This is a genomic window from Halomonas sp. NO4, from assembly GCF_010994375.1.
In the GTDB taxonomy this organism is placed as follows: domain Bacteria; phylum Pseudomonadota; class Gammaproteobacteria; order Pseudomonadales; family Halomonadaceae; genus Halomonas.
In genome coordinates this window covers 130484-151533 of sequence record NZ_WHMA01000009.1, presented here as the reverse complement: position 1 = coordinate 151533, position 21050 = coordinate 130484, and the positions used below count along the sequence as shown (strand labels likewise).

At 68.4% G+C, this 21050-nt stretch carries 18 protein-coding genes; 11 read left to right on the top strand and 7 right to left on the bottom strand.

The window, feature by feature from the left end:
• Positions 1-3: 3 nt before the first annotated feature.
• From cmoB to cmoA, 3 genes are read right to left on the bottom strand one after another with little or no spacing between them, the layout of a single operon-like run.
• Positions 4-990, bottom strand: a complete 987-nt coding sequence (gene cmoB, locus FEF15_RS09460) for a tRNA 5-methoxyuridine(34)/uridine 5-oxyacetic acid(34) synthase CmoB (RefSeq protein WP_163558905.1) — start codon at positions 988-990, stop codon at positions 4-6.
• Between the two features lie 27 nt (positions 991-1017).
• Entirely contained in the window at positions 1018-2466 is a 1449-nt protein-coding gene (locus FEF15_RS09455) for a phospholipase D-like domain-containing protein (RefSeq protein ID WP_240454124.1), read from the bottom strand.
• A gap of 6 nt (positions 2467-2472) precedes the next feature.
• Entirely contained in the window at positions 2473-3213 is a 741-nt protein-coding gene (cmoA, locus tag FEF15_RS09450) for a carboxy-S-adenosyl-L-methionine synthase CmoA (RefSeq protein WP_163558904.1), read from the bottom strand.
• A gap of 79 nt (positions 3214-3292) precedes the next feature.
• Here cmoA and pgi point away from each other — a divergent pair, with 79 nt between their 5' ends.
• The 8 genes from pgi to leuA all read left to right on the top strand — a co-directional run bounded on the left by pgi (position 3293) and on the right by leuA (position 14869).
• Entirely contained in the window at positions 3293-4966 is a 1674-nt protein-coding gene (gene pgi / locus FEF15_RS09445; protein ID WP_163558903.1) for a glucose-6-phosphate isomerase, read from the top strand.
• Positions 4967-5005: 39 nt separating this feature from the next.
• Positions 5006-5641, top strand: coding sequence for a YqiA/YcfP family alpha/beta fold hydrolase (locus FEF15_RS09440; protein ID WP_163558902.1), 636 nt, complete (start codon positions 5006-5008; stop codon positions 5639-5641).
• Positions 5638-7518 (top strand): DNA topoisomerase IV subunit B, encoded by a 1881-nt coding sequence (parE, locus tag FEF15_RS09435; RefSeq protein ID WP_163558901.1) that lies wholly within the window; start codon positions 5638-5640, stop codon positions 7516-7518. The genes FEF15_RS09440 and parE overlap by 4 nt, the downstream gene beginning before the upstream one ends.
• A 4-nt stretch (positions 7519-7522) precedes the next feature.
• Positions 7523-9775 (top strand): DNA topoisomerase IV subunit A, encoded by a 2253-nt coding sequence (gene parC / locus FEF15_RS09430; RefSeq protein ID WP_163558900.1) that lies wholly within the window; start codon positions 7523-7525, stop codon positions 9773-9775.
• Positions 9772-11001: a phosphoserine phosphatase SerB gene (serB, locus tag FEF15_RS09425; RefSeq protein WP_163558899.1), complete on the top strand. Its 1230-nt coding sequence runs from the start codon at positions 9772-9774 to the stop codon at positions 10999-11001. The genes parC and serB overlap by 4 nt, the downstream gene beginning before the upstream one ends.
• A 65-nt stretch (positions 11002-11066) precedes the next feature.
• Complete coding sequence (locus tag FEF15_RS09420; RefSeq protein ID WP_163558898.1) at positions 11067-11327, top strand: TIGR02647 family protein; 261 nt, start codon at positions 11067-11069, stop codon at positions 11325-11327.
• A 673-nt stretch (positions 11328-12000) separates the two neighbouring features.
• Positions 12001-12861: an ion transporter gene (locus tag FEF15_RS09415; RefSeq protein ID WP_163558897.1), complete on the top strand. Its 861-nt coding sequence runs from the start codon at positions 12001-12003 to the stop codon at positions 12859-12861.
• Between the two features lie 301 nt (positions 12862-13162).
• The gene (leuA, locus tag FEF15_RS09410) at positions 13163-14869 is read left to right on the top strand and encodes a 2-isopropylmalate synthase (RefSeq protein WP_163558896.1); all 1707 of its coding nucleotides are present in this window, start codon (positions 13163-13165) and stop codon (positions 14867-14869) included.
• On the opposite strand, the gene epmB is transcribed toward leuA, so the two are convergent.
• A complete protein-coding gene (gene epmB, locus FEF15_RS09405) occupies positions 14866-15843 on the bottom strand; it encodes an EF-P beta-lysylation protein EpmB (protein WP_240454127.1) in 978 nt (325 codons plus the stop codon). The two genes, leuA and epmB, sit on opposite strands and share 4 nt — an antisense overlap.
• Positions 15844-16005: 162 nt before the next feature.
• On the opposite strand from epmB, the gene efp reads away from it, so the two are divergent.
• Together efp and epmA are read left to right on the top strand one after the other, a co-directional pair.
• Positions 16006-16572 (top strand): elongation factor P, encoded by a 567-nt coding sequence (gene efp, locus FEF15_RS09400; protein ID WP_163558894.1) that lies wholly within the window; start codon positions 16006-16008, stop codon positions 16570-16572.
• Complete coding sequence (epmA, locus tag FEF15_RS09395) at positions 16569-17543, top strand: EF-P lysine aminoacylase EpmA (RefSeq protein WP_163558925.1); 975 nt, start codon at positions 16569-16571, stop codon at positions 17541-17543. The genes efp and epmA overlap by 4 nt, the downstream gene beginning before the upstream one ends.
• Here epmA and asd read toward each other — a convergent pair.
• Genes asd through rsgA form a run of 3 tightly spaced genes read right to left on the bottom strand, consistent with a single transcriptional unit; the run spans position 17540 to position 20361 of the window.
• On the bottom strand, positions 17540-18430 hold the full coding sequence (gene asd / locus FEF15_RS09390; RefSeq protein WP_163558893.1) for an archaetidylserine decarboxylase: 891 nt from the start codon (positions 18428-18430) through the stop codon (positions 17540-17542). The genes epmA and asd overlap by 4 nt on opposite strands.
• Before the next feature lie 19 nt (positions 18431-18449).
• Complete coding sequence (locus FEF15_RS09385) at positions 18450-19277, bottom strand: sulfurtransferase (RefSeq protein WP_163558892.1); 828 nt, start codon at positions 19275-19277, stop codon at positions 18450-18452.
• Positions 19278-19308: 31 nt separating this feature from the next.
• Positions 19309-20361: a small ribosomal subunit biogenesis GTPase RsgA gene (rsgA, locus tag FEF15_RS09380; RefSeq protein ID WP_163558891.1), complete on the bottom strand. Its 1053-nt coding sequence runs from the start codon at positions 20359-20361 to the stop codon at positions 19309-19311.
• A gap of 95 nt (positions 20362-20456) precedes the next feature.
• On the opposite strand from rsgA, the gene orn reads away from it, so the two are divergent.
• Positions 20457-21050 carry an oligoribonuclease gene (orn, locus tag FEF15_RS09375; RefSeq protein ID WP_163558890.1) on the top strand — a complete coding sequence of 198 codons (594 nt, stop codon included), beginning with the start codon at positions 20457-20459 and terminating at the stop codon, positions 21048-21050.

The following is a 21050-nucleotide window of genomic DNA, read 5'->3' as shown; positions in this document are numbered from 1 at the left end:
TGCCTACCGCGGCCGATTGGCCATAACCACGGCGCGGCGCGGCGCGGGGTAGCCCTCGCGGGTCCGTGTCGGGTCGTCGGGGTCGAGGAAGTCGGCCAGCGACTGGAAGGTCATCCACTCGGTGGCGCGCTGCTCGTCCGTGGTGGTCACCGCCTCGTCGACCACCCGCACGTTCTCGAATCCCGTCCGCTCGAGCCACCGGCACAGCGCGGACGACGATGGCAGGAAGTAGACGTTGGGCATGGCGGCGTAGCGCTCGCCGGGCAGCAGTACGGTGGTCTCGTCGCCTTCCACCACCAGCGTCTCCAGCACCAGCTCGCCCCCGGGGCGCAGCGCCTCCTTCAGCTGGACCAGGTGCTCCAGCGGGGAGGGGCGGTGGTAGAGCACGCCCATGGAGAAGACCGTGTCGAAGAAGGCGAGCCGCTCGGGCACCGCCTCGATGCCCACCGGCAGGAAGTGAGTGCGCCCGCCATCGGCGTCGCCGACGAAATGGCGCACCGCCTGGAACTGGTAGAAGAAGCGCGGCGAGGGGTCGATCACCAGCACGAAGGCGGCCCCGGCTCCGGCCATGCGCCAGGCGTGGTAGCCGTTGCCGCCCCCCACGTCGAGCACGCGTCGCCCGCGCAGGTCGGCGAGGTGCGGAGCCACCCGCCGCCACTTCCAGTCGGAGCGCCACTCCGTGTCGAGGGTCACTTCGCCCAGCCGGTACGGTCCCTTGCGCCATGGCATCAGCGCTTTCAGCAGGCTCTCGCACTGGCGGCGCTGGCTGTCGGTCAGTGCGCAATCGACCGTGACGGTGTCGCCATCCAACCGCACGGCCCGCTCTTCCGGCAAGGCGGGCAGCTTGGCCACGGCCTTCTCCCAGGCCGGCAGGTCGCCGTAGCGCCGGCGGTCGAGGCCGGCGGCAAGCTGTTCGGGCAGCCGGGCCAGCCAGCGATCGAGGCCCTGGTCGACGAAGGCGTGGAGAAGGTCGCGGTGCGCGTGGGGCATGAGAGAGTCCTTGTTCTCAGAATGTGTTCAAAAAGTGCACCAGCCGGTAGCTTCCATCAGCCGATAGAGCCAGTAGCGTCGCCGCGAGGCATCGGCGTAGGTGGCGTAGTCGACGCTGAAGCGCGCCCGGGGCGCGTTGTGGCAGTGGCGCGAGAAGGCGGCGAGGGCGTCTCGGATCGCCGGGTGGTCGGCGTCGGCGACGAGTTCCACGTTGGCCTCCAGGTTGAGGTTGTCGAGGCTTCGGCGGGTGAAGTTGGCCGAGCCGAGCAGCAGCCGGGCGGGGCGTGTGCCGCCGCTTCTGAGCAGCAGCTTGGCGTGGGCCTGCTCGCCGCGGGTGTCGCACCAGCGCACGGGGATGCCGGTGCGCTGCAGTTCCGCGGCGACCGGGCGGTTGGGCACGCCGTGCAGCGCCAGGCCGAAGGCCTCGTGGCTGGGGTCGAGCAGCACGCGCACCGCCACGCCGCGGCGGTGGGCGGCGAGCAGGGCGCGGATCACCCCGCGGTGGGCGAGGTAGAGCGCCTCGAGGTCGAGCCGCTCCGGCGGTCGGGCGTCGTCGATGAGAGCGAGCAGGGCGTGGCGTATCGCGCCCTCGCCGAGCACGCGCAGGGCGGGTGACGGTGATTCCGCAGCGGTGTCGGAAGCCGGCGGTGCGGCCGGCAGGGCGAGAGCGGTAGCGCCCGAGAAGGCGGCGATGCCCGATTCGCTGGCGAGCAGGTCGAGGGCGGCGGGCCCCGAGAAGACGAGTCCCGCCTCGCGATAGGCGCTGGCCGTGTCGTCGAGGTTGGCCGAGCCGACCAGGGCGCGCCAGTCGTTGCCGTGGTCGACGACGAGCGTCTTGCGGTGGTTGGTGTTGAGGTTGAGCGCGGCCAGGTAGCTGCGCAACGTGACCCGGCCGGGGCCCACCGGATTCGGCAGCCAGCCGTGTGGGGCATTGCCCCACCAGCGAAACAGCAGCCGCCACAGGGCGTTCCAGCTGGGATTGGGGTCGCGGGTGGCGGCGAGGCGGGTTTCGACCACGCGGATGCCGGCGGCGCGCAGGGCGTCGAGATGGGGTGTCGCACGCCCGCCGTAGGCACTGTTGATCGGATCGGTGATCACCACGACCCTGAGGTCGGGCACCGCCCGCTGGCGTGCCAGCAGCGCCTCGCACAGCGCTGCGGCGATGCCGGGGCGGCAGTCGGCCGGGCAGTCGGCGGGGTCGCTGAACTGAAAGACGTCGAGCACTACCAGGCGACGTGCTTGGGCGATCAACGCCAGCCGCTCGTCGAGGAGCTGACCGCGGGAGTGCCTCTGGCCGGCGTCATCGAGCCAGGTCTCGTCGAGCCGGAGCTGGACGTCGCGTGCCTCGCGCCAGGGGCCTGTCAGACCCAGGCCGGTCGGCAGGGGCTTGCGCACATGCCACCAGGCGGTGGCCAGATAGAGTGCCAGGGCGAGGCTCAGCAGCGTTCCCGCAAGCATTCCCGCAAGCCCGCTCATGGCGTGTCACCCCTTGAAGGCGATCAGCGAAGCGAAATTGAGGTACTGGAACCAGGTCAGCGAACGCGGGAAGCCGGCGCGAGCCAGCCGCGCGTGGTGGGCGTCGAGAGTGTCGGGCACCAGCACGTTCTCCAGCGCCGTGCGCTTCTGGCTGATTTCCAGCTCGCTGTAGCCGTTGGCGCGCTTGAAGTCGTGGTAGCGCTCCACGCGCCAGGCGTTGTCGGCCTCGTCGGGGTCGACGACCTTCTCGGAGAGCACCAGCACCCCGCCGGGCTCGAGCGCCTCGTAGAGCGCGGCGATCACGGCGTCACGCTCCGCGGGATCGAGGAACTGCAGGGTGAAGTTGAGCAGAATCATCCCCGAAGGGCGGTAGGCGAGGGTGCGGATGTCGCCTTCGACGACCTCGAGGGCATGCTCCGGGCACTCGGCGGCGAGCATCTCGCGGGCGCGGGCGACCATGGCCGGCGAGAGGTCGACGCCGGTATAGCGGAAGGCGTCGGGCGGCAGCGACCCGGCCAGGGCCAGGCCGCCGGCCCCGAGTGAGCAGCCCAGGTCGTAGACGTGGGCGCCGTGGCGCAGGTGACGCCGCGCGATCAGCCCCAGCATGCCGAGTATCTGTCCGTAGCCCGGCACCGAGCGGCGGATCATGTCGGGAAAGCAGGCCACGACCTGTTCGTCGAACGAAAAGCGCGCCACTCGGTCGAGGGGTGTCGAATAGATTGCGTCACGGTAAGATGCAGTACTCATAGTCGGCCGGCGGCAGCGGAGTGGGCACCCATTTTACGCATCCGCGCTGCCGGCTGCACGGCGACGTCACGGAGGAGTCATGCGCCACGCCCCCATCGACCAGAGCGCCGCCTGGCAGGCCCTGGCGAACCATGCCGAGGCCATGCGCGGCACGCACCTGAGCGACCTCTTTGCCGACACCGCGCGAGGCGACGCCTTCACCCGCCGCGCGGCGGGCCTCACCCTGGACCTATCCAAGCAGCGCTGGAGTGCGGAGACGCTGGAGAGGCTCCTCGACCTGGCCCGGGAGGCACGGCTTCCCGAGGCAATCCGGGCCCTGCTCGCCGGTGAGCGGGTCAACATCAGCGAGAACCGGCCGGCGCTGCACACTGCGCTGCGCCTGCCCGCCGAGGCCAGCCTGGTGGTGGACGGCGAAGACCTGGTGCCGGGTGTTCAGGCGACGCTGTCACGCATGGACGAGATGGTGACCCGTTTTCACACCGCTCAGTGGCGCGGCGCCACCGGGCGCCCCATCCGCGATGTGGTCAACCTCGGCGTTGGCGGCTCCGACCTGGGCCCGCTGATGGTGACCCACGCCCTGGCCGACTACCGGCTTGCGGATGTGCACCGCGTCGATGTGCACTTCGCCTCGACCATGGACGGCTCCCAACTCGCTGCCTACCTGAGCCGCTTCAACCCCGAGACCACGCTCTTCGTGCTCTCCTCGAAGTCCTTCACCACCATCGACACCCTGTCCAACGCGCGCACCGCCCGCGACTGGCTGATGGCGCGCCTGGGCAACCAGGAGGGGGTGGACGACGCCCTGGTGATGCGCCAGCACTTCATCGGCGTCTCCGCCAAGCCCGAGAAGATGACCGAGTGGGGCATTGCCGAGGCCAACCAGCTCGAGTTCTGGGAGTGGGTCGGCGGGCGCTATTCGCTGTGGGGGGCCATCGGCCTGCCCATCGCCCTGGTGGTGGGCATGGCGAATTTCCGCGAACTGCTGGCTGGCGCCCACGCCATGGACGAGCACTTCGCCGGCGCGCCCCTCGCCGACAATCTGCCGGTGCTGCTCGCCCTGGCGGGGATCTGGAACGTCAACTTCCTCGACATCCGCGCCCACTCCATCCTGCCTTACGACGGGCGGCTGGAGTACTTCGCCGCCTACCTCGAACAGCTGGAGATGGAGTCCAACGGCAAGTCGGCGACCCACGACGGTCGCCAGGTGAACTACTCCACCTGCCCGGTGCTGTGGGGCCAGCTCGGGCCCAACGCCCAGCACGCCTTCTACCAGCTTCTGCACCAGGGCACCCAGCCGGTGGTGTGTGACTTCATCGCCCCGCTGCGCCGCTACGACGACGTCGAGGACGAGGCCACCCGCGAACACCTCAAGGCGCAGCACCGCCTGACGCTGGCCAACTGCTTCGCCCAGTCGCGCCTGCTGATGCTTGGCGACGACGCCATCGAGGAGGCGGGGCCGCGCCCCGGCCACAAGCGCTACCGCGGCAACCAGCCCTCCACCACGCTGCTGCTCGACCGCCTGACGCCGGCCACGCTCGGGGCGCTGGTCGCTCTCTACGAGCACAAGGTGTTCGTGCAGGCGACCATCTGGGACATCAACTCCTTCGATCAGTGGGGTGTGGAGCTCGGCAAGCAGATCGCCGGCGAGACCGAGCGCATCCTGGCGAGTCACCGCGGCCACGAAGGCATGGACGCCTCTACCCGCGCGCTGGTTGAGGCGGTGTGGCAGGCGGAGGCCGTCGGTGACGACTGATCCGCAGAGAACACTGGCAATGCATACAGGGTGTTGGGTATGCTGAGTGCGCCGCTGCAAGCGACGCGGGCCAGTGGTGTGCTCTACCTTCACGGCTTCAACAGCGGCCATGGCTCACCCAAGGCGGCGCTGATGCGTGCCGCCTGCGCCGCGCTGGCGCTGCCCTGCGCCACGCCGCAGCTGCCTCATCGGCCGCAGGCGGCGTTTTCACTGGCCGAACGCCAGTTCGCGGATCTGGGCCCAAGCCCGCTGCTGGTGGGCAGCTCCATGGGCGGCTTTCTGGCCACCTGCCTGGCCGAGCGCCACGACCTGCCGGCGGTGCTGATCAATCCGGCGGTGAATCCCGCGGCGCTGGTCGCCGAGTGGCTTGGCGAGGCGTTCGTCAACGACTACACCGGTGAGCGCTTCACGGTGACGGCGGCGCATCGCCGGGAGCTGGCGGCCTTGACGCCGTCCCGGGTGCGCGCCGAGCGCTACCTGCTGCTGCTCGGCACCGCCGACGAGACGCTCGACCCGGCCGAAGCTTTTGCGCTCTATCGCGGGGCGCACAGCGTGATTCACCCCGGCGGAGATCACGGGTTCAGCGCCTTGGCGGCCTATCTGCCGGCGATTTTCGCCCATGGCGGCCATGCCCTGCCCGCCGGGCGCATCATCCATCAGGACGACGACGCATGACGCAATACAGTGCCAGCTCGATCGAGGTGCTCTCCGGCCTGGAGCCGGTCCGCAAGCGCCCCGGCATGTACACCGACACCAGCCGTCCCAATCACCTGGCCCAGGAGGTCATCGACAACAGCGTCGACGAGGCGCTCGCCGGCCATGCCCGCGAGATCACCGTGCGGCTGCGCGAGGATGGCGGCATCGAGGTGGCCGACGACGGTCGCGGCATGCCCATCGACATCCACCCGGAGCACGGCGTCTCCGGCATCGAGCTGATCCTCACCCGGCTGCACGCCGGCGGCAAGTTCTCCCAGTCCAGCTACCGCTTCTCCGGCGGCCTGCACGGCGTGGGGGTCTCGGTGGTCAATGCGCTATCGAGTCGTCTGGAAGTGGAGGTGGTGCGCGACGGCGCCCGCCATGCCATGGCCTTCGAGCACGGCGAGAAGGTCGCCGAGCTCGGCGTGGTGGGCAGTGCGCCCAAGCGCGCCACCGGCACCCTGGTGCGCTTCTGGCCCGACCTCAGCTACTTCGACAGCCCGAAGCTCGCCATGGGCCGGCTCAAGCACGTGCTGCGCGCCAAGGCGGTGCTCTGCCCGGGTCTCAAGGTAACCCTGGTGGACACGGACGGCACGGAGAGCGTCTGGCAGTACGCCGACGGCCTGCGCGATTACCTGGCCCAGGCCACCGACGGTTACGAGGTGCTGCCGGCCTCGCCGCTGGTGGGCCACTTCGCCGACGACGAGCAGGCGGTGGACTGGGCGATCCAGTGGCTGCCCGAGGGCGGCGAGCCGCTGCTCGAGAGCTACGTCAACCTGATTCCCACGCCCCAGGGCGGCACCCACGTCAACGGCCTGCGCTCGGGACTGCTCGAGGCGCTGCGCGAGTTCTGCGAGTACCGAAGCCTGTTGCCGCGCGGCGTCAAGCTCACCGCCGACGACCTCTGGGAGCGCGTCAGCTACGTGCTCTCGGTGAAGATGCTCGACCCGCAGTTCGCCGGCCAGACCAAGGAGCGCCTCTCCTCACGCACCGTGGCGGCCTTCGTGTCCGGCGTGGTCAAGGACGCCTTCTCGCTGTGGCTCAACCACCATGTCGACCAGGCCGAGGCGCTCGCCGAGCTGGTCATCAGCGCTGCCCAGCGCCGCCAGAAGAGCGCGAAAAAGGTGGCGCGCAAGAAGGTCACTTCCGGCCCGGCGCTGCCCGGCAAGCTCGCCGACTGCTCAGGGCAGGACCCGGCGGCCAGCGAGCTCTTCCTGGTGGAGGGCGATAGCGCCGGCGGCAGCGCCAAACAGGCGCGCCATCGCGAGACCCAGGCGATCTTGCCCCTGCGCGGCAAGATCCTCAACACCTGGGAGGTGGAGAGCCATGACATCTACGGCTCCCAGGAGGTCCACGACATCGCCGTGGCGATCGGCATGGACCCGGGCAGCAGCGATCTCTCCAAGCTGCGCTACCACAAGATCTGCATCCTCGCTGACGCCGATTCCGACGGCCTGCACATCGCCACCCTGCTCTGTGCGCTTTTCGTGCGCCACTTCCCGGCCCTGGTGGATGCCGGCCACGTCTTCGTCGCCATGCCGCCGCTCTACCGCATCGACCTGGGCAAGGAGGTGCACTACGCCCTGGACGAGAGCGAGAAGGCGGCGATCCTTCGCCAGCTCGAGGGCAAGCGCGGCACGCCGAATGTCCAGCGCTTCAAGGGGCTGGGCGAGATGAGCCCGCTGCAGCTGCGCGAAACCACCATGGCCGCCGACACCCGCCGCCTGGTGCAGCTCACCCGCGAGGCCGACGACGGCACCCTGGAGATGATGGACATGCTGCTGGCCAAGAAACGGGCGCCGGACCGCAAGAGCTGGCTCGAGGACTACGGCAACCTGGCGGACATCGAGGTATAACCCCATGACCATGGATATCCAGGTGGCGGAAGGCGACGTCGAGCGCCTCTCGCTGCGCGAATACACCGAGAAGGCGTACCTCGACTATTCGATGTACGTCATCCTCGATCGGGCCTTGCCGCACATCGGCGACGGCATGAAGCCGGTACAGCGGCGCATCGTCTACGCCATGCGCGAGCTCGCGCTCACCGCCAACGCCAAGTACAAGAAGTCGGCGCGCACCGTCGGCGATGTGCTGGGCAAGTTCCACCCCCACGGCGACAGCGCCTGCTACGAGGCGATGGTTCTGATGGCGCAGCCGTTCAGCTACCGCTACCCGCTGGTCGACGGCCAGGGCAACTGGGGCAGCCCCGACGACCCCAAGTCGTTCGCCGCGATGCGCTATACCGAGGCGAGGCTCTCGAAGTTCAGCGAGGTGCTGCTGTCCGAACTGGGGCAGGGCACCGTCGACTGGACCCCTAACTTCGACGGCACCATGAACGAGCCGGTGGTGCTGCCGGCACGGCTGCCCCATGTGCTGCTCAACGGCGGCACCGGCATCGCCGTGGGCATGGCCACCGACATCCCCCCTCACAATGTGAACGAGGTAGTCGAGGCCACCTGCCACCTTCTGCGCCACCCCGAGGCGACCACCGCGGACCTGGTCGAGTACCTGCCGGCGCCGGACTTCCCCACCGCGGCGGAGATCATCACCTCGCGTGCCGACCTGCGCAAGGTCTACGAGAGCGGGCGCGGCTCGGTGAAGCTGCGCGGCCGTTACGTGATGGAGGAGGGCAATGTGGTGGTCACCGCATTGCCCTACCAGGTGAGCGGGGCCAAGGTGCTCGAGCAGATCGCCGCCCAGATGCAGGCCAAGAAGCTGCCCATGGTGGCCGACCTGCGCGACGAGTCGACCCATGAGGAACCGACCCGGCTGGTGATCGAGCCGCGTTCCAACCGTGTCGACATCGAGGCGATGATGGCGCATCTCTTCGCCACCACCGACCTCGAGAAGAACATTCGGGTCAACCTGAACGTCATCGGCCTCGACGGCCGGCCGCGGGTGATGCCGCTGCCGGACCTCCTCGGCGAGTGGCTCACCTTCCGCCGCACCACGGTGCGTCGCCGCCTGGAGCACCGCCTGGGCAAGGTAGAGGATCGCCTGCACCTCCTCGAGGGCCTGCTCGTCGCCTACCTCAACATCGACGAGGTGATCCGCATCATCCGCGAGGAGGACGAGCCCAAGGCGGCGCTGATGGCCACTTTCGGGCTCTCCGACCGCCAGGCCGAGGCGATTCTCGAGCTGCGCCTGCGCCATCTCGCCAAGCTCGAGGAGATGAAGATCCGCGGGGAGCAGGATGCGCTCGAGGCCGAGCGCAAGCGCTTGAAGGCGCTGCTCGGCAGCGAGGCCCGGCTCACCGACCTGATCGAGAAGGAGCTGCGCGCCGCCGCCGAGGAGTACGGCGACGCCCGCCGCGCGCCGCTGGTCGAGCGCGAGGAGTCCCGCGCCCTCTCCGAGGTGGAGCTGCTCGGCGCCGACCCCATCACCGTGGTGCTCTCCGAGAAGGGCTGGATTCGCAGTGCCAAGGGGCACGAGATCGACCCGGCGGGGCTCTCCTACAAGGCCGGCGACCGCTTCCACCTCGCCGCCCGCGGCAAGACCAATCAGCCGCTGGTGCTGCTCGACGACACCGGGCGCGCCTATACCCTGCAGGCCCACAATCTGCCCAGCGCGCGCAGCCAGGGCGAGCCGGTCACCGGACGCGCCAACGTGGTGGCCGGTGCCCACATGGCCGGCGTGATGCTGGCGCCACCCGAGACCCGTTACCTGCTCGCCTCCGATGGCGGCTACGGGTTCGTGGCGCGCCTCGAGGAACTCATCGGCAAGAACAAGTCGGGCAAGGCGGTGCTCAGCGTGCCCAAGGGGTGCAACGTGTTGCCACCGCACACGATTCCCGATGGCGAAGGGGTGAGCGTGGCGGCGGTCTCCAACGAGGGACGGCTGCTGGTCTTCCCCCTCGAGCAGCTACCCGAGATGGCCAAGGGCAAGGGCAACAAGATGATCGACATCCCCGGCGCTAGGGCGGCACGGCGCGAGGAGTTCGTGCGCGACCTGGTGGTGCTGCCGGCCGGGGCGGCGCTGGTGGTGCACGCCGGCAAGCGCCACTTGACCCTCAAGGCCGACGACCTGGACTACTATCGTGGCGAGCGCGGTCGGCGCGGCAGCAAGCTGCCACGCGGCCTGCAGAAGGTCGATACACTCGAGGTCTCTTCATGACACGACGTTTACTGATCCGCGCCACCGGCGCGGCACGCCCCGGCCAGCTGGCCGGGCTGGGGCAGGCCATGGCGCGCAGCGGCGCCCGGCTACTCGACATCAACCAGAGCGTGACCTTCGGCATGGTGTCGCTGGAGGCGCTGGTGGGGCTCGACCACGACAATGACCTGGAGGCCGCGCTCTCGGCGGCGGGGGACGACCTGGGGCTCGACATCCAGGCCATTCAGGTGAGCGCTGAGGAGTACCAGCGCTGGAGCGTGCAGGCGAGCCAGCCGCGACTGATCCTGACTCTGCTGGCCCCGCACCTGCCGGCGGGGATCCTGGCCGAGGTGGGCGCGCTCACCGCCGGGCACGGGCTCACCGTGGAACTGATCCACCGCCTCTCCGGCCGCGAACCGCTGGACGGCGGCGTGGCCCAGGAGAACGCGCACCAGCGAGGCGCCTGCGTGGAGTGCTGGCTGCGCGGCGAGGAGGTCGACCTCGACGCCCTGCGCGAGAAGGCCCTGGCGCTGGGCGCCATGCACGGCGTCGACATCGCCCTTCAAGAGGACTCCATCTGGCGCCGGCATCGTCGGTTAGTCTGCTTCGACATGGATTCCACGCTGATCCAGACCGAGGTGATCGACGAGCTGGCGCGCCGCCACGGCGTCGGCGACGAGGTGGCGGCGGTCACCGAGCGCGCCATGCGCGGCGAGCTGGACTTCCAGCAGAGCTTTCGCGAGCGCATGGCGAAGCTCAAGGGCCTGGACGAATCGGTGCTGGCCGAGATCGCCGCGACCCTGCCGCTGATGGACGGCGTCGAGCGCCTCATGCATCACCTCAAGCGCCTGGGCTACCGCACGGCGATCCTCTCCGGCGGCTTCACCTACTTCGCGCGCCACCTGCAGGAGCGCCTGGGCTTCGACGAGATCCATGCCAACGAACTGGTCATCGAGAACGGCAAGGTGACCGGCGAAGTGGCCGAGCCGATCCTCGATGCCGAGCGCAAGGCGCACCTGCTGCACGAGATCGCCGCGCGCGAGGGGCTCGCCATGGAGCAGACCATCGCCGTGGGCGACGGCGCCAACGACCTCAAGATGCTCGCCGCCGCGGGGCTCGGTATCGCCTTTCGCGCCAAGCCGCTGGTGCGCAGCCAGGCGCGCCAGTCGATCTCCACGCTGGGCCTCGATGCCGTGCTCTACCTGATGGGCTATCGCGAAGGGGACCTGGAGGAAGGACAGCGCTAGCCGCGCTGGCGCGACCAAGGCATCTGGCGTACCTTCGGGGAAGCCCACCCGACCCGGAGGTCGCCATGACGCAAGCGCATTTCACCGCTGATCTGCTGGAGGAGCTGAACATCCTCTGCCTCTTCAACCTGGATACCTCTCAGGCGGGTATCAAGGTCCACGCCAGCTCCGCGCCGCCTGCCGCTGTCGTCGCCGTGGCCCGGCTGCATGAAAAGGGCTTGGTCACTCAGGTCGACGGCGGCTACCTCACCTCGCTGGGCCTGGACGCCGCCCGCCATGCCCAGGACCTGCTGGGAATCCTGACCGCCCCCGAGCTCACCACCTGATCGTGCGGGCGACGGCCCGGACATGATCCAAGTCATGTTCGGGCGATCGGCCGTGACAGCCATGACCTTGATGTGAGATCGGTTTGTTCGGCCAGGTGTATGTCATGGCAGTGATCTTTTCCTTGATATGTATGCAGAAGCGCGCATTTGCGCCGTGACGGGCGATGGGGCATGATCGAGTCTCACCACGAAAAAGGAAAACTCTCATGCCAGCTAACCAGGTTGCCCATGCCCTTAATAGTGAAGTCTTTAGTCACTGGGTCTCCCAAGCCCTTGCCCAGCAAGCGGCCTATGACGCTATTGCGGCCTTCTTCGCCTAACGGCGCGAGCCGCGTCAGTTGAACCAGGGATGGTTCGTCCAACGCTAACCTCCCGGTATGGATTGCCCCTCCTGGCCAGGGTTGGCCACTTTCTTCTCCCTTCGCTCTCCCTTGCTGCCTTTGCCGCCCGGTTCCTGCACCCGCTCCGCGTGGTGACCCTCTCGTGACCGCCTGCTGTCGCCCCTTGTCAACGCTCCCTCACGAGCGCGTTTCGCTGCATCGGGTAATGGTACCTTGCGTGCCCATGGTACTATCGCGCGGGACCGATTCCTGACCTTAGCGACACGTGGCGGCGGGCCCGATGGCCGCATCCGCCACCGGCTGCCCGATGTTACTGTGAGACCCGAGATCCCATGAGCACTGATTTCGTCACCTGGCGCGAGCGCTTCGAGCGGCTGCGCGCCAATAAGCTGTTCGAGACCGCTGTCATCGTGATCATCGTCTTTTCGGCCTTGCTGATCGGTGCCAAGACCTACGAGGAGACGAGTCGCTTCCAGCGCTGGCTGTTGATGCTCGATGTGGCGGTGACGATCTTCTTCCTGGTGGAGATCCTGATCCGCATGGCCGCGGAGCGACGCCTGCGCGACTTCTTCCGCAAGGGCTGGAACGTCTTCGACTTCCTGATCGTCACCGCCAGTCTGATTCCCATGGACGACTCCGAGATGGTGCTGCTGGCGCGACTGCTGCGTATCTTCCGGGTGCTACGTCTGATCTCGATGATCCCCGAGCTGCGCATGCTGATAACGGCGCTGTTCAAGTCGATCCCGCGCATGGGCTATGTGGCGCTGCTGATGTTCATCATCTTCTACATCTACGGCGCCATTGGCAGCTTCCTGTTCGCCAGTGTGGACGAGAAGCTGTGGGGCAACATCTCGCTGGCCATGCTCACGCTCTTCCAGGTGGCCACCTTCGAGAGCTGGGCCACGGCGGTGCTTTATCCCGCCATGGAGCACTACCCCTACGCCTGGATCTACTTCCTGACCTTCATCTTTCTCAACGCCTTCGTGTTCCTGAACATGATGATCGGCATCGTGCTCGACGTGATGCAGAAGGAGAGCCTGGCGATCGAGCTGGAGAGTGGCGAAGGGGAGGCCGCCGAGCTGCATGGGCTGCGAGACGACGTGCACTCGATGCGTGACCAGCTCGATCGCATGGAGGCGGCACTCGCCTCGCGGCACGGCGCCCCAGAAGTTGACAAATCCGGTCAAGGCTGATTTTCTAGACATATGAACACGACATCGTACCACCTCGATCTAGACCTACGACTACTAGCCCGCCGCTGAGCGCGCCGGGTGATGCCTGCCGCATTGCCCCTGTCCAGGTTCCATCGAGGTCGTACCATGTCTGCCAACCCTGCTTCCTTCATTGCCCGTTTCGCTGTCGCTCCTTCCCCTGAGGTGCGTCACACAGTCGTCGGGCGTGACGTCCACGCCAGCGCCCCGTCCGGTCAAGCCCGGCGGGGCGCTGGCGTTTCCGTATCCCCATGCTGCAACCCTGTCCCCGGAGGCCGCCGCCATGATGCTCGATAACCCCGCTGCCAAGTACCGCCCCTTCGTTGCCGTCGATCTGCCTGACCGGCAGTGGCCGAATCGGCGCATCGAAACCCCGCCGCAGTGGTGCAGCGTCGATTTGCGCGACGGCAACCAGGCGCTGATCGATCCCATGGACCAGGAGCGCAAGCAGCGGCTGTTCGATCTGCTGGTCAAGGTCGGCTTCAAGCAGATCGAGGTGGGGTTCCCCTCGGCCTCCCAGACCGACTTTGATTTCGTGCGCTCGCTGATCGACAACGACAAGGTGCCGGATGACGTCACCATCCAGGTGCTGACCCAGGCGCGGCCGCATCTCATCGACCGTACCTTCGAGGCGCTCAAGGGGGCGAAGAACGCCATCGTTCACGTCTACAACGCCACCGACCCCGTCTTCCGCCGCGTGGTGTTCCACGTCGACCGTGAGGAGTGCATCCAGATCGCCGTGGACGCCACCGCCCAGATCCGGAAGCTGATGGAGGCCGCCCCCGAGACGAACTGGACCTTCCAGTACTCGCCGGAGCTCTTCTCCACCACCGAGTTGGACTTCGCGGTGGAGATCGTCGAGGCGGTCATGGACACCTTCGCCCCGAGCGTGGTCGCGCCGATGATCGTCAACCTGCCGGCGACCGTGGAGGCGGCCACGCCCAATCACTACGCCGACCAGATCGAGTGGTTCTGCCGCCAGGTCAAGAACCGCGACAGCCTGATCGTCAGCCTGCATCCGCACAACGACCGCGGCACCGGCGTGGCCGCAGCGGAGCTCGGCATCATGGCCGGCGCCGATCGTGTGGAGGGTACGCTGTTCGGCAACGGCGAGCGGACCGGCAACGTCGATATCGTCACTCTGGCCATGAACCTCTACACCCAGGGCGTGCACCCCGGGCTCGACTTTTCCAACATCACCCCGGTCATGCGCGAGGTGGAGTACTGCAACCAGCTGCCGGTGCACCCGCGTCACCCCTACGTGGGGGACCTGGTGTTCACTGCCTTCTCTGGCTCTCACCAGGACGCCATCAAGAAGGGCATGGCGGAGCGCCGCGCCAATCCGGAGGCGATGTGGGAGGTGCCCTACCTGCCCATCGATCCCATGGACGTGGGGCGCAGCTACGAGGCGGTGATCCGCGTCAACAGCCAGTCCGGCAAGGGCGGGGTCTCCTACCTGCTCGAGCAGGAGCACGGCATCGAGCTGCCGCGCCGCCTCTCCATCGAGTTCAGCCAGGTGGTGCAGGAGGTGGCGGACCGCACCGGGCGTGAGATCACCTCGCAGATGATCTACCAGGCCTTCGCCGACGAGTATCTGGAGCAGCGTTTGCCGTTCAGCCTGGTCAACCACCGCCTCTCCTCCGAGCCGGACAGCCCCAAGGTGCGCCTCGAGGCGACCATCGAGGAGAACGGCGAGCGGCGCACCATCCATGGCGAGGGCAACGGGCCGCTGGCGGCCTTCATTCGGGCGCTGGTCGCCGAAGGCCAGGACGTGGAGATCATCGACTACCACGAGCACTCCCGCGGCCAGGGGTCTGACGCCGAGGCGGTTGCCTATGTGGAGGTGCGCATCGACGGCGAAGCGGTGTTCGGCGCCGGTATCAACGAGAGCATCACCACGGCTTCGATGAATGCGGTGATGAGCGCCATCAACCGCAAGCTCTCCACCCAGGAACCGGCGGCCAATGTGACCGCGGCGACGCTGGCCTAAAGCGGCGTCTTGCTCGCTTCGCCGGGAATCTCGCGCACCAGCTTCGGCACGAGAAACCCCGGTAGGCTCTCCCTGAGGCCCGCGACCAGCTCGCGGGCCTCAAACTCGGGGACGTCGAAATGGGCGGCGCCGGCCACCGGGTCGAGCATGTGCAGGTAATAGGGCAGCACCCGGGCCTCGAAGAGGCGCTCGGAAAGTGCAGCCAAGGCCTCCACGGAATCGTTGACGCCGCGCAGCAGCACGCTCTGGTTGAGCAGGGTCGCGCCGGCCTGCGTAAGGCGCCGGCAGGCGGCGATCACGGCGTCGTCGATCTCGTTGGCGTGGTTGCTGTGCAGCACGACCACCGTCTGCAGGCGAGTGGCGGTGAGCCAGTCGAGCAGGCCCGCGTCGACGCGGTCGGGGATCACCACCGGCAGGCGCGTGTGAATCCGCAGGCGCTTGAGGTGGGGGATGGCATCGAGCCGCTCGACCAGCCAGGCAAGCTGGCGGTCACTGGCGGCCAAGGGGTCGCCGCCGGAGAGGATTGCCTCGCGGATCGAGGTGTCGTCGCGCAGGTGGTCGAGCGTTTGCTCCCACTGCGCCCGCGAGGGCGAGTTCTCGGCGTAGGGGAAGTGGCGCCGGAAGCAGTAGCGGCAGTTCACCGCGCAGGCGGGGCTGGCGATCAGCAGCACCCGGCCGGCGTACTTGTGGATCAGGCCACGCTGCGGGGTGTGCTCTGCCTCGGCCAGCGGGTCGCTGACATAGCCCGGGGTGGGGGCGGCCTCGGCATCGAGGGGCAGCACCTGGCGCAGCAAGGGGTCGGCGGGGTCGCCGGGGCGCATGCGCGCGAGGAAGGCTTCGGGTACGCGTACCTCGAAAAGCCGGTGGCCGGTCTCGGCGCCGGGCAGCCAGGCCGGGTCGAGGCGCAGCCGGCGGCACAGCTCGCGCGGGTCGCGAACCGCCCGGGCCAGCTGGCTCTGCCAGGCGGGCGTCATCGCCAGCGGCTGCGCCTCCTCGGTGGGGGCGCGCTGCACAAGGGCAGGGCTTCGGGTTATCATGCGGTCCACCAGTCAATGCGGGCGAGGCTCTCCTCGCCGAATGTCACCTCACGCGCGCCCCCGACACGCTCCGGGGGCGCGCTCGAACATGGAGCGATCATGGCGAGCTATTCTACCAATGAATTCAAGGGTGGTCTGAAGGTGATGCTGGACGGCGACCCCTGTGCCATCCTCGAGAACGAGTTCGTCAAGCCCGGCAAGGGGCAGGCCTTCAACCGCGTCAAGCTGCGCAACCTGCTCACCGGCCGCGTCTGGGAGCGCACCTTCAAGTCCGGCGAGTCCCTGGAAGGAGCCGACGTCCTCGACCTGGAAATGGAGTACCTCTACAGCGATGGCGAGATGTGGTACTTCATGAAGACCGACGGCTCCTTCGAGCAGTACCCCGTGGAGAAGAAGGCGCTGGGCGACACCGAGAAGTGGCTCAAGGAGCAGGTGGTCTACACCGTGACACTGTGGAACGACAACGTCATCAACGTCACCCCGCCCAACTTCATCGAGCTGGAAGTCACCGAGACCGACCCCGGCGTCAAGGGCGACACCGCTCAGGGCGGCTCCAAGCCGGCAACCCTCTCCTCCGGTGCCGTGGTGCGCGTGCCGCTGTTCATCAACGAAGGCGAAGTGCTCAAGATCGATACGCGCAGCGGCGAGTACGTTTCCCGCGCCTGATGGTCGACTGGCGACCCACCGCCGAGATCGAAACCCTGCACGCGCGGGCGCGGCTGCTGGCCGCGGTGCGCGCTTTCTTTGCCGAGCGCGAGGTGCTGGAGGTGGAGACGCCGGTACTGGGTCACGGCGGCAGCACCGATGTGCACCTGGCGTCGCTCTCCTGCGAGGCGACCACTCCGGCGGGGTGCGAGCGGCTGTGGCTGCAGACCTCGCCGGAATTCCACATGAAGCGCCTGCTCGCCGCGGGCAGCGGGCCGATCTTCCAGATCGCCCGCAGCTTCCGTGACGGCGAGGTAGGAACTCGGCACAACCTCGAGTTCACCATGCTGGAGTGGTACCGCCCGGGGCTTCCGCTTGACGCGCTGATCGAGGAGACGGCGGCGCTGATCCGCGCGGTGCTCGGCCGCGAGTCGGGCCCGCTGCGCCACCGCCGCTACCGCGAACTGTTTCGCGAGGTGCTGGGGCTCGACCCCTTCACGGCCGAACTCGCCGCGCTGCGCCGCCTGGCCGGTGAGCGGGGTGGGCTGGACATGGCGGGCGCGCCTCGCGACGACTGTCTCGATCTGCTGATGAGCCTCGCCATCGAGCCGACGCTCGGCCGTGACAGCCTCGACGTGGTGGTGGACTACCCGGCGAGCCAGGCGGCGCTGGCGCGGCGCCATCACGACCCCGAGGACGGTGCCTGGGTGGCCTCACGCTTCGAGGTTTACCTGGCCGGCCTGGAACTGGCCAACGGCTACGATGAGCTCACCGATGCCGACGAACAGGCCACGCGTTTCGCCGAGGACAACGCCGCGCGCTGCGAGGCGGGGCTCGCCGAAGTGGACGCGGACGCGCGCCTGTTGGCGGCGCTGGCACACGGCATGCCGGCGGGCAGCGGCGTGGCGCTCGGCCTCGACCGGCTGATCCAGCTGGCGCTGGGCAAGGCTAGCGTGGCGGAGGTGATGGCCTTCGCCACGCCCCGTGCCTAGCCCTGGTCGATATCCTGTGCTTGGCTGACGGCCCGGCTGCCAGCACCCTCCGACGCCGGCAGCGGCCCCAGCGACTGTCCCATGCTGACCATGCCGCCTGGCGTGAGGTCGGCGAAGTCGACTTCCCGGGCGAAGCCCATCACCACCGTGGAGCCGAGCTTGAAGCGGCCCATCTCCTCGCCTCTGGCCAGGTGGATCGGCCGGTCGAAGCGCGTGCGCTGGAGGGTGCCCGACAGCGGTGTGACCTGGCCGGCCCATACCGTCTCGATCGCCGCCACGATCATCGCCCCCACCAGCACCATGACCATGGGCCCGTGCTCGGTGTCGAAGTGGCACACCAGCCGCTCGTTGCGGGCGAAGAGGTTGGGCACATGCGCCGTGGTGGCGGCGTTGACCGAGAAGAGCCGCCCCGGCACGTAGACCATCTCGGTGAGCGTGCCGGCGATCGGCATGTGCACCCGGTGGTAGTCACGGGGCGACAGGTAGACGGTGGCAAAGCTGCCACCCAGGTAGCGTCGCGCCGCCTCGGTGTCGCCGCCTAGCAGGTCGGCCATGGCATAGCGGTGCCCCTTGGCCTGCAGCAGCAGCCCCGCCTCGATGGCGCCGAACTGCGAGAGGGTGCCGTCGGCGGGACACAGCACCCCCTCGCCCAGAGGGCGGGCCTCCGCCGTGAGCGCCCGGGTGAAGAAGGCGTTGAAGCTGGGGTAGGCCGTGGGGTCGGGCTCCAGCGCCTGGCCCATGTCGACCCGGAACACCCGGATGAACGCCCGGATCAGGCGATTCTTGAGCCACGGCAGGCGGCAGTCGGCGAGCCACCCCACCAGCCGCGACAGCAGATGATGGGGCAGGGGGTACTGGATCAGCGAGAAGAGTCGGGCAAGTGACACGTGAAGGGTTCCGTTGTGGTTACTCGATCGGGGTATCGTCGCGGTTGCCCCACTCCTGCCAGGAGCCGCCGTAGCCGCGCATCTTCGTGAAGCCCAGGGCACGGCCCACCAGCCAGGTGAAGCCGCTGCGGTGGTGACTCTGGCAGTGGGTGACCACCTCCATGTCGGGGGTCAGGCCCAACGCCTCGAGCTCGGTGACAAGTTCGGCATAGTCGCGCAGGCGCAGGCCGCGCTCGCGGTCCATCGCCTCGGTCCACTCGAAGTTCACCGCGCCGGGGATATGGCCGAGTCGGCGGTTGTTGCCGCGCTGGCCGTCGTACTCGGCGCGCGAACGGGCGTCCCAGATGGCCAGCCCCGGCTCGCCCAGGCGCTCCTGCAGTTCCACCCGGTCGATGCGCACTTCGGGGTGCAGAATCTCGGCCTGGTAGTCGCTGGGCGTGGGAGTATGTGGCTCGCGGGACACCGGCTGGTCACTCTCCCGCCAGGCGTGAATGCCGCCGTTGAGGTAGGAGTAGCGGCTGTGGCCGATCAGCTCCAGGGTCCACAGCAGGCGCCCCGCCCAGCCGCCGCCCTCGTCGTCGTAGGCCACCACATGGGTGTCGCGGGTCAGGCCCAGCTCGCTGAACAGCCGGGACAGCGCCTCGGCGGACGGGACGTCGGTGGGTGTCTCGCCCTCGCTGCGCAGTAGCCGGCGGTGGTCGAGGAAGACGGCGCCCGGCACGTGCCCCTCGGCATAGCTGTCGGGACGCAGCGGCACGTCGACGATCAACAGGGAGGGGGCGTCCAGGTGCTCGGCGAGCTGTTCGGGCTCGACAATCAGCGGCAGCAGGTTGTCTTCGGAACTCATGGCGATCTCCTGATCTCGGGTCCTGTTGAGTCTAGGATTCATTCAGCCCATCGACGATGCGACGGTAGCTGGCGAAACGCTCGGGGTGGATCGCGCCGCGCTCCACGGCTTCGCGCAGGGCGCAGCCGGGCTCCTGGCGGTGACGGCAGTCGCGGAAGCGGCAGTGCCCCAGGTGCTCGCGAAACTCGATGAACCCCTCGGCGACCTGGCGCTCGTCGAGGTGAGTCAGGCCGAACTCGCGAATGCCGGGGGAGTCGATCAGCTCGCCGCCATCGGGCATGGCGCCGGCGGTGGGGTGATGGAAAGTGTAGAGGCGCGCCGTGGTGGTGGTATGGGTGCCCTTGCGCGCATCCTTCGACAGCGCGCCGATGCGCAGTGCCTCGTCCGGCAGCAGGCGGTCGATCAGCGACGACTTGCCCACCCCGCTCTGGCCGACGAACACCGAGGTGCGCCCGGCGAGCTGGGCCTGAAGCGCCTCCAGGCCGTCTTTCCGTGCAATGGTGGTGGTCACCACGGGGTAGTCCAGCGCGGCATAGCGCGCGAGCAGCGCGCCCAGGGCGCCGCCTCCCGGGGGGAGCAGGTCGATCTTGTTGAGCACCAGCACCGGGGCGATGCCGGTGGCCTCGGCCGCCACCAGATAGCGGTCGATCAGGTTGGCGTGGGGTTCCGGCTCGGCGGCGAAGACGATCAGGATCTGGTCGATGTTGGCCGCCACCGGCTTGAGTTGGCCGCGCGCGTCGGGACGCTCGAGCACGCTGTCGCGCTCGCCGCGGGCCACCACCACGCCGTCCCTGACCTGACCGTCGGCGTCATGGGCGGCGCGCCATACCACGCGGTCGCCGGTCACCAGGCCCTCCAGGTTGGCGCGCAACTGGCAGCGAACCGGTTCCGCCCCGCTCTCCGGACGCACTTCCAGCTGTCGGCCGAAGTGGGCCACCACCCGGCCCGACTGTTCGGCGCTCAGCTCGCCCGCCGCCGGGACGGCGTCCTCGCGGGCATCGCGCTTGGCGGCACGCGCGGCGCGTTCAGCCTGGATCTTCTCGACGCGCCAGCGCTGCTGACGGCTCAACTTGCGTTTGCTCATGGGCCCCTGAAGCTCGGTACAATGGCGACATTGTACTCATCCATCGCGTTCGCTGTCGCCAGCCGTGCGACGCGACGCTCGGCAAGGAAGGTGCCATGGCCAAGACGAACGACAAACCGGATCCGCGCAAGCAGCGCCTGGTGTGGATCGACCTGGAGATGACCGGCCTCGATCCCAGCCGCGAACGCATCATCGAGGTGGCGACCCTGATCACCGACAACGACCTGAGCCTGGTCGCCGAGGGACCGGTAATCGCGGTCCATCAGCCCGACACGCTGCTCGAGGCGATGGACGACTGGAACCGCAAGACCCACGGCGACTCGGGGCTGGTGGCGCGCGTCAAGGCCAGCACCGTCGACACCGCCGAGGCCGAGCGCCAGACGCTCGCCTTCCTGCGTCAGTACGTCGAGCCCGGCACCTCGCCCATGTGCGGCAACAGCGTGCACCAGGACCGACGTTTCCTGGAGCGAGAGATGCCCGCGCTGCTGGCCTTCTTCCACTACCGCAACCTGGATGTTTCCACCGTCAAGGAGCTGGCCAAGCGCTGGAATCCCGGAGCGCGGGCCGGCTTCGAGAAGCGCAACGTCCACCTGGCGCTGGACGATATCCGCGAATCCGTGGCTGAGCTCGCCCACTATCGCCGCACGTTTTTGCGGATGCCCGAGGACGACAGCGACGAGGAAGAGTGA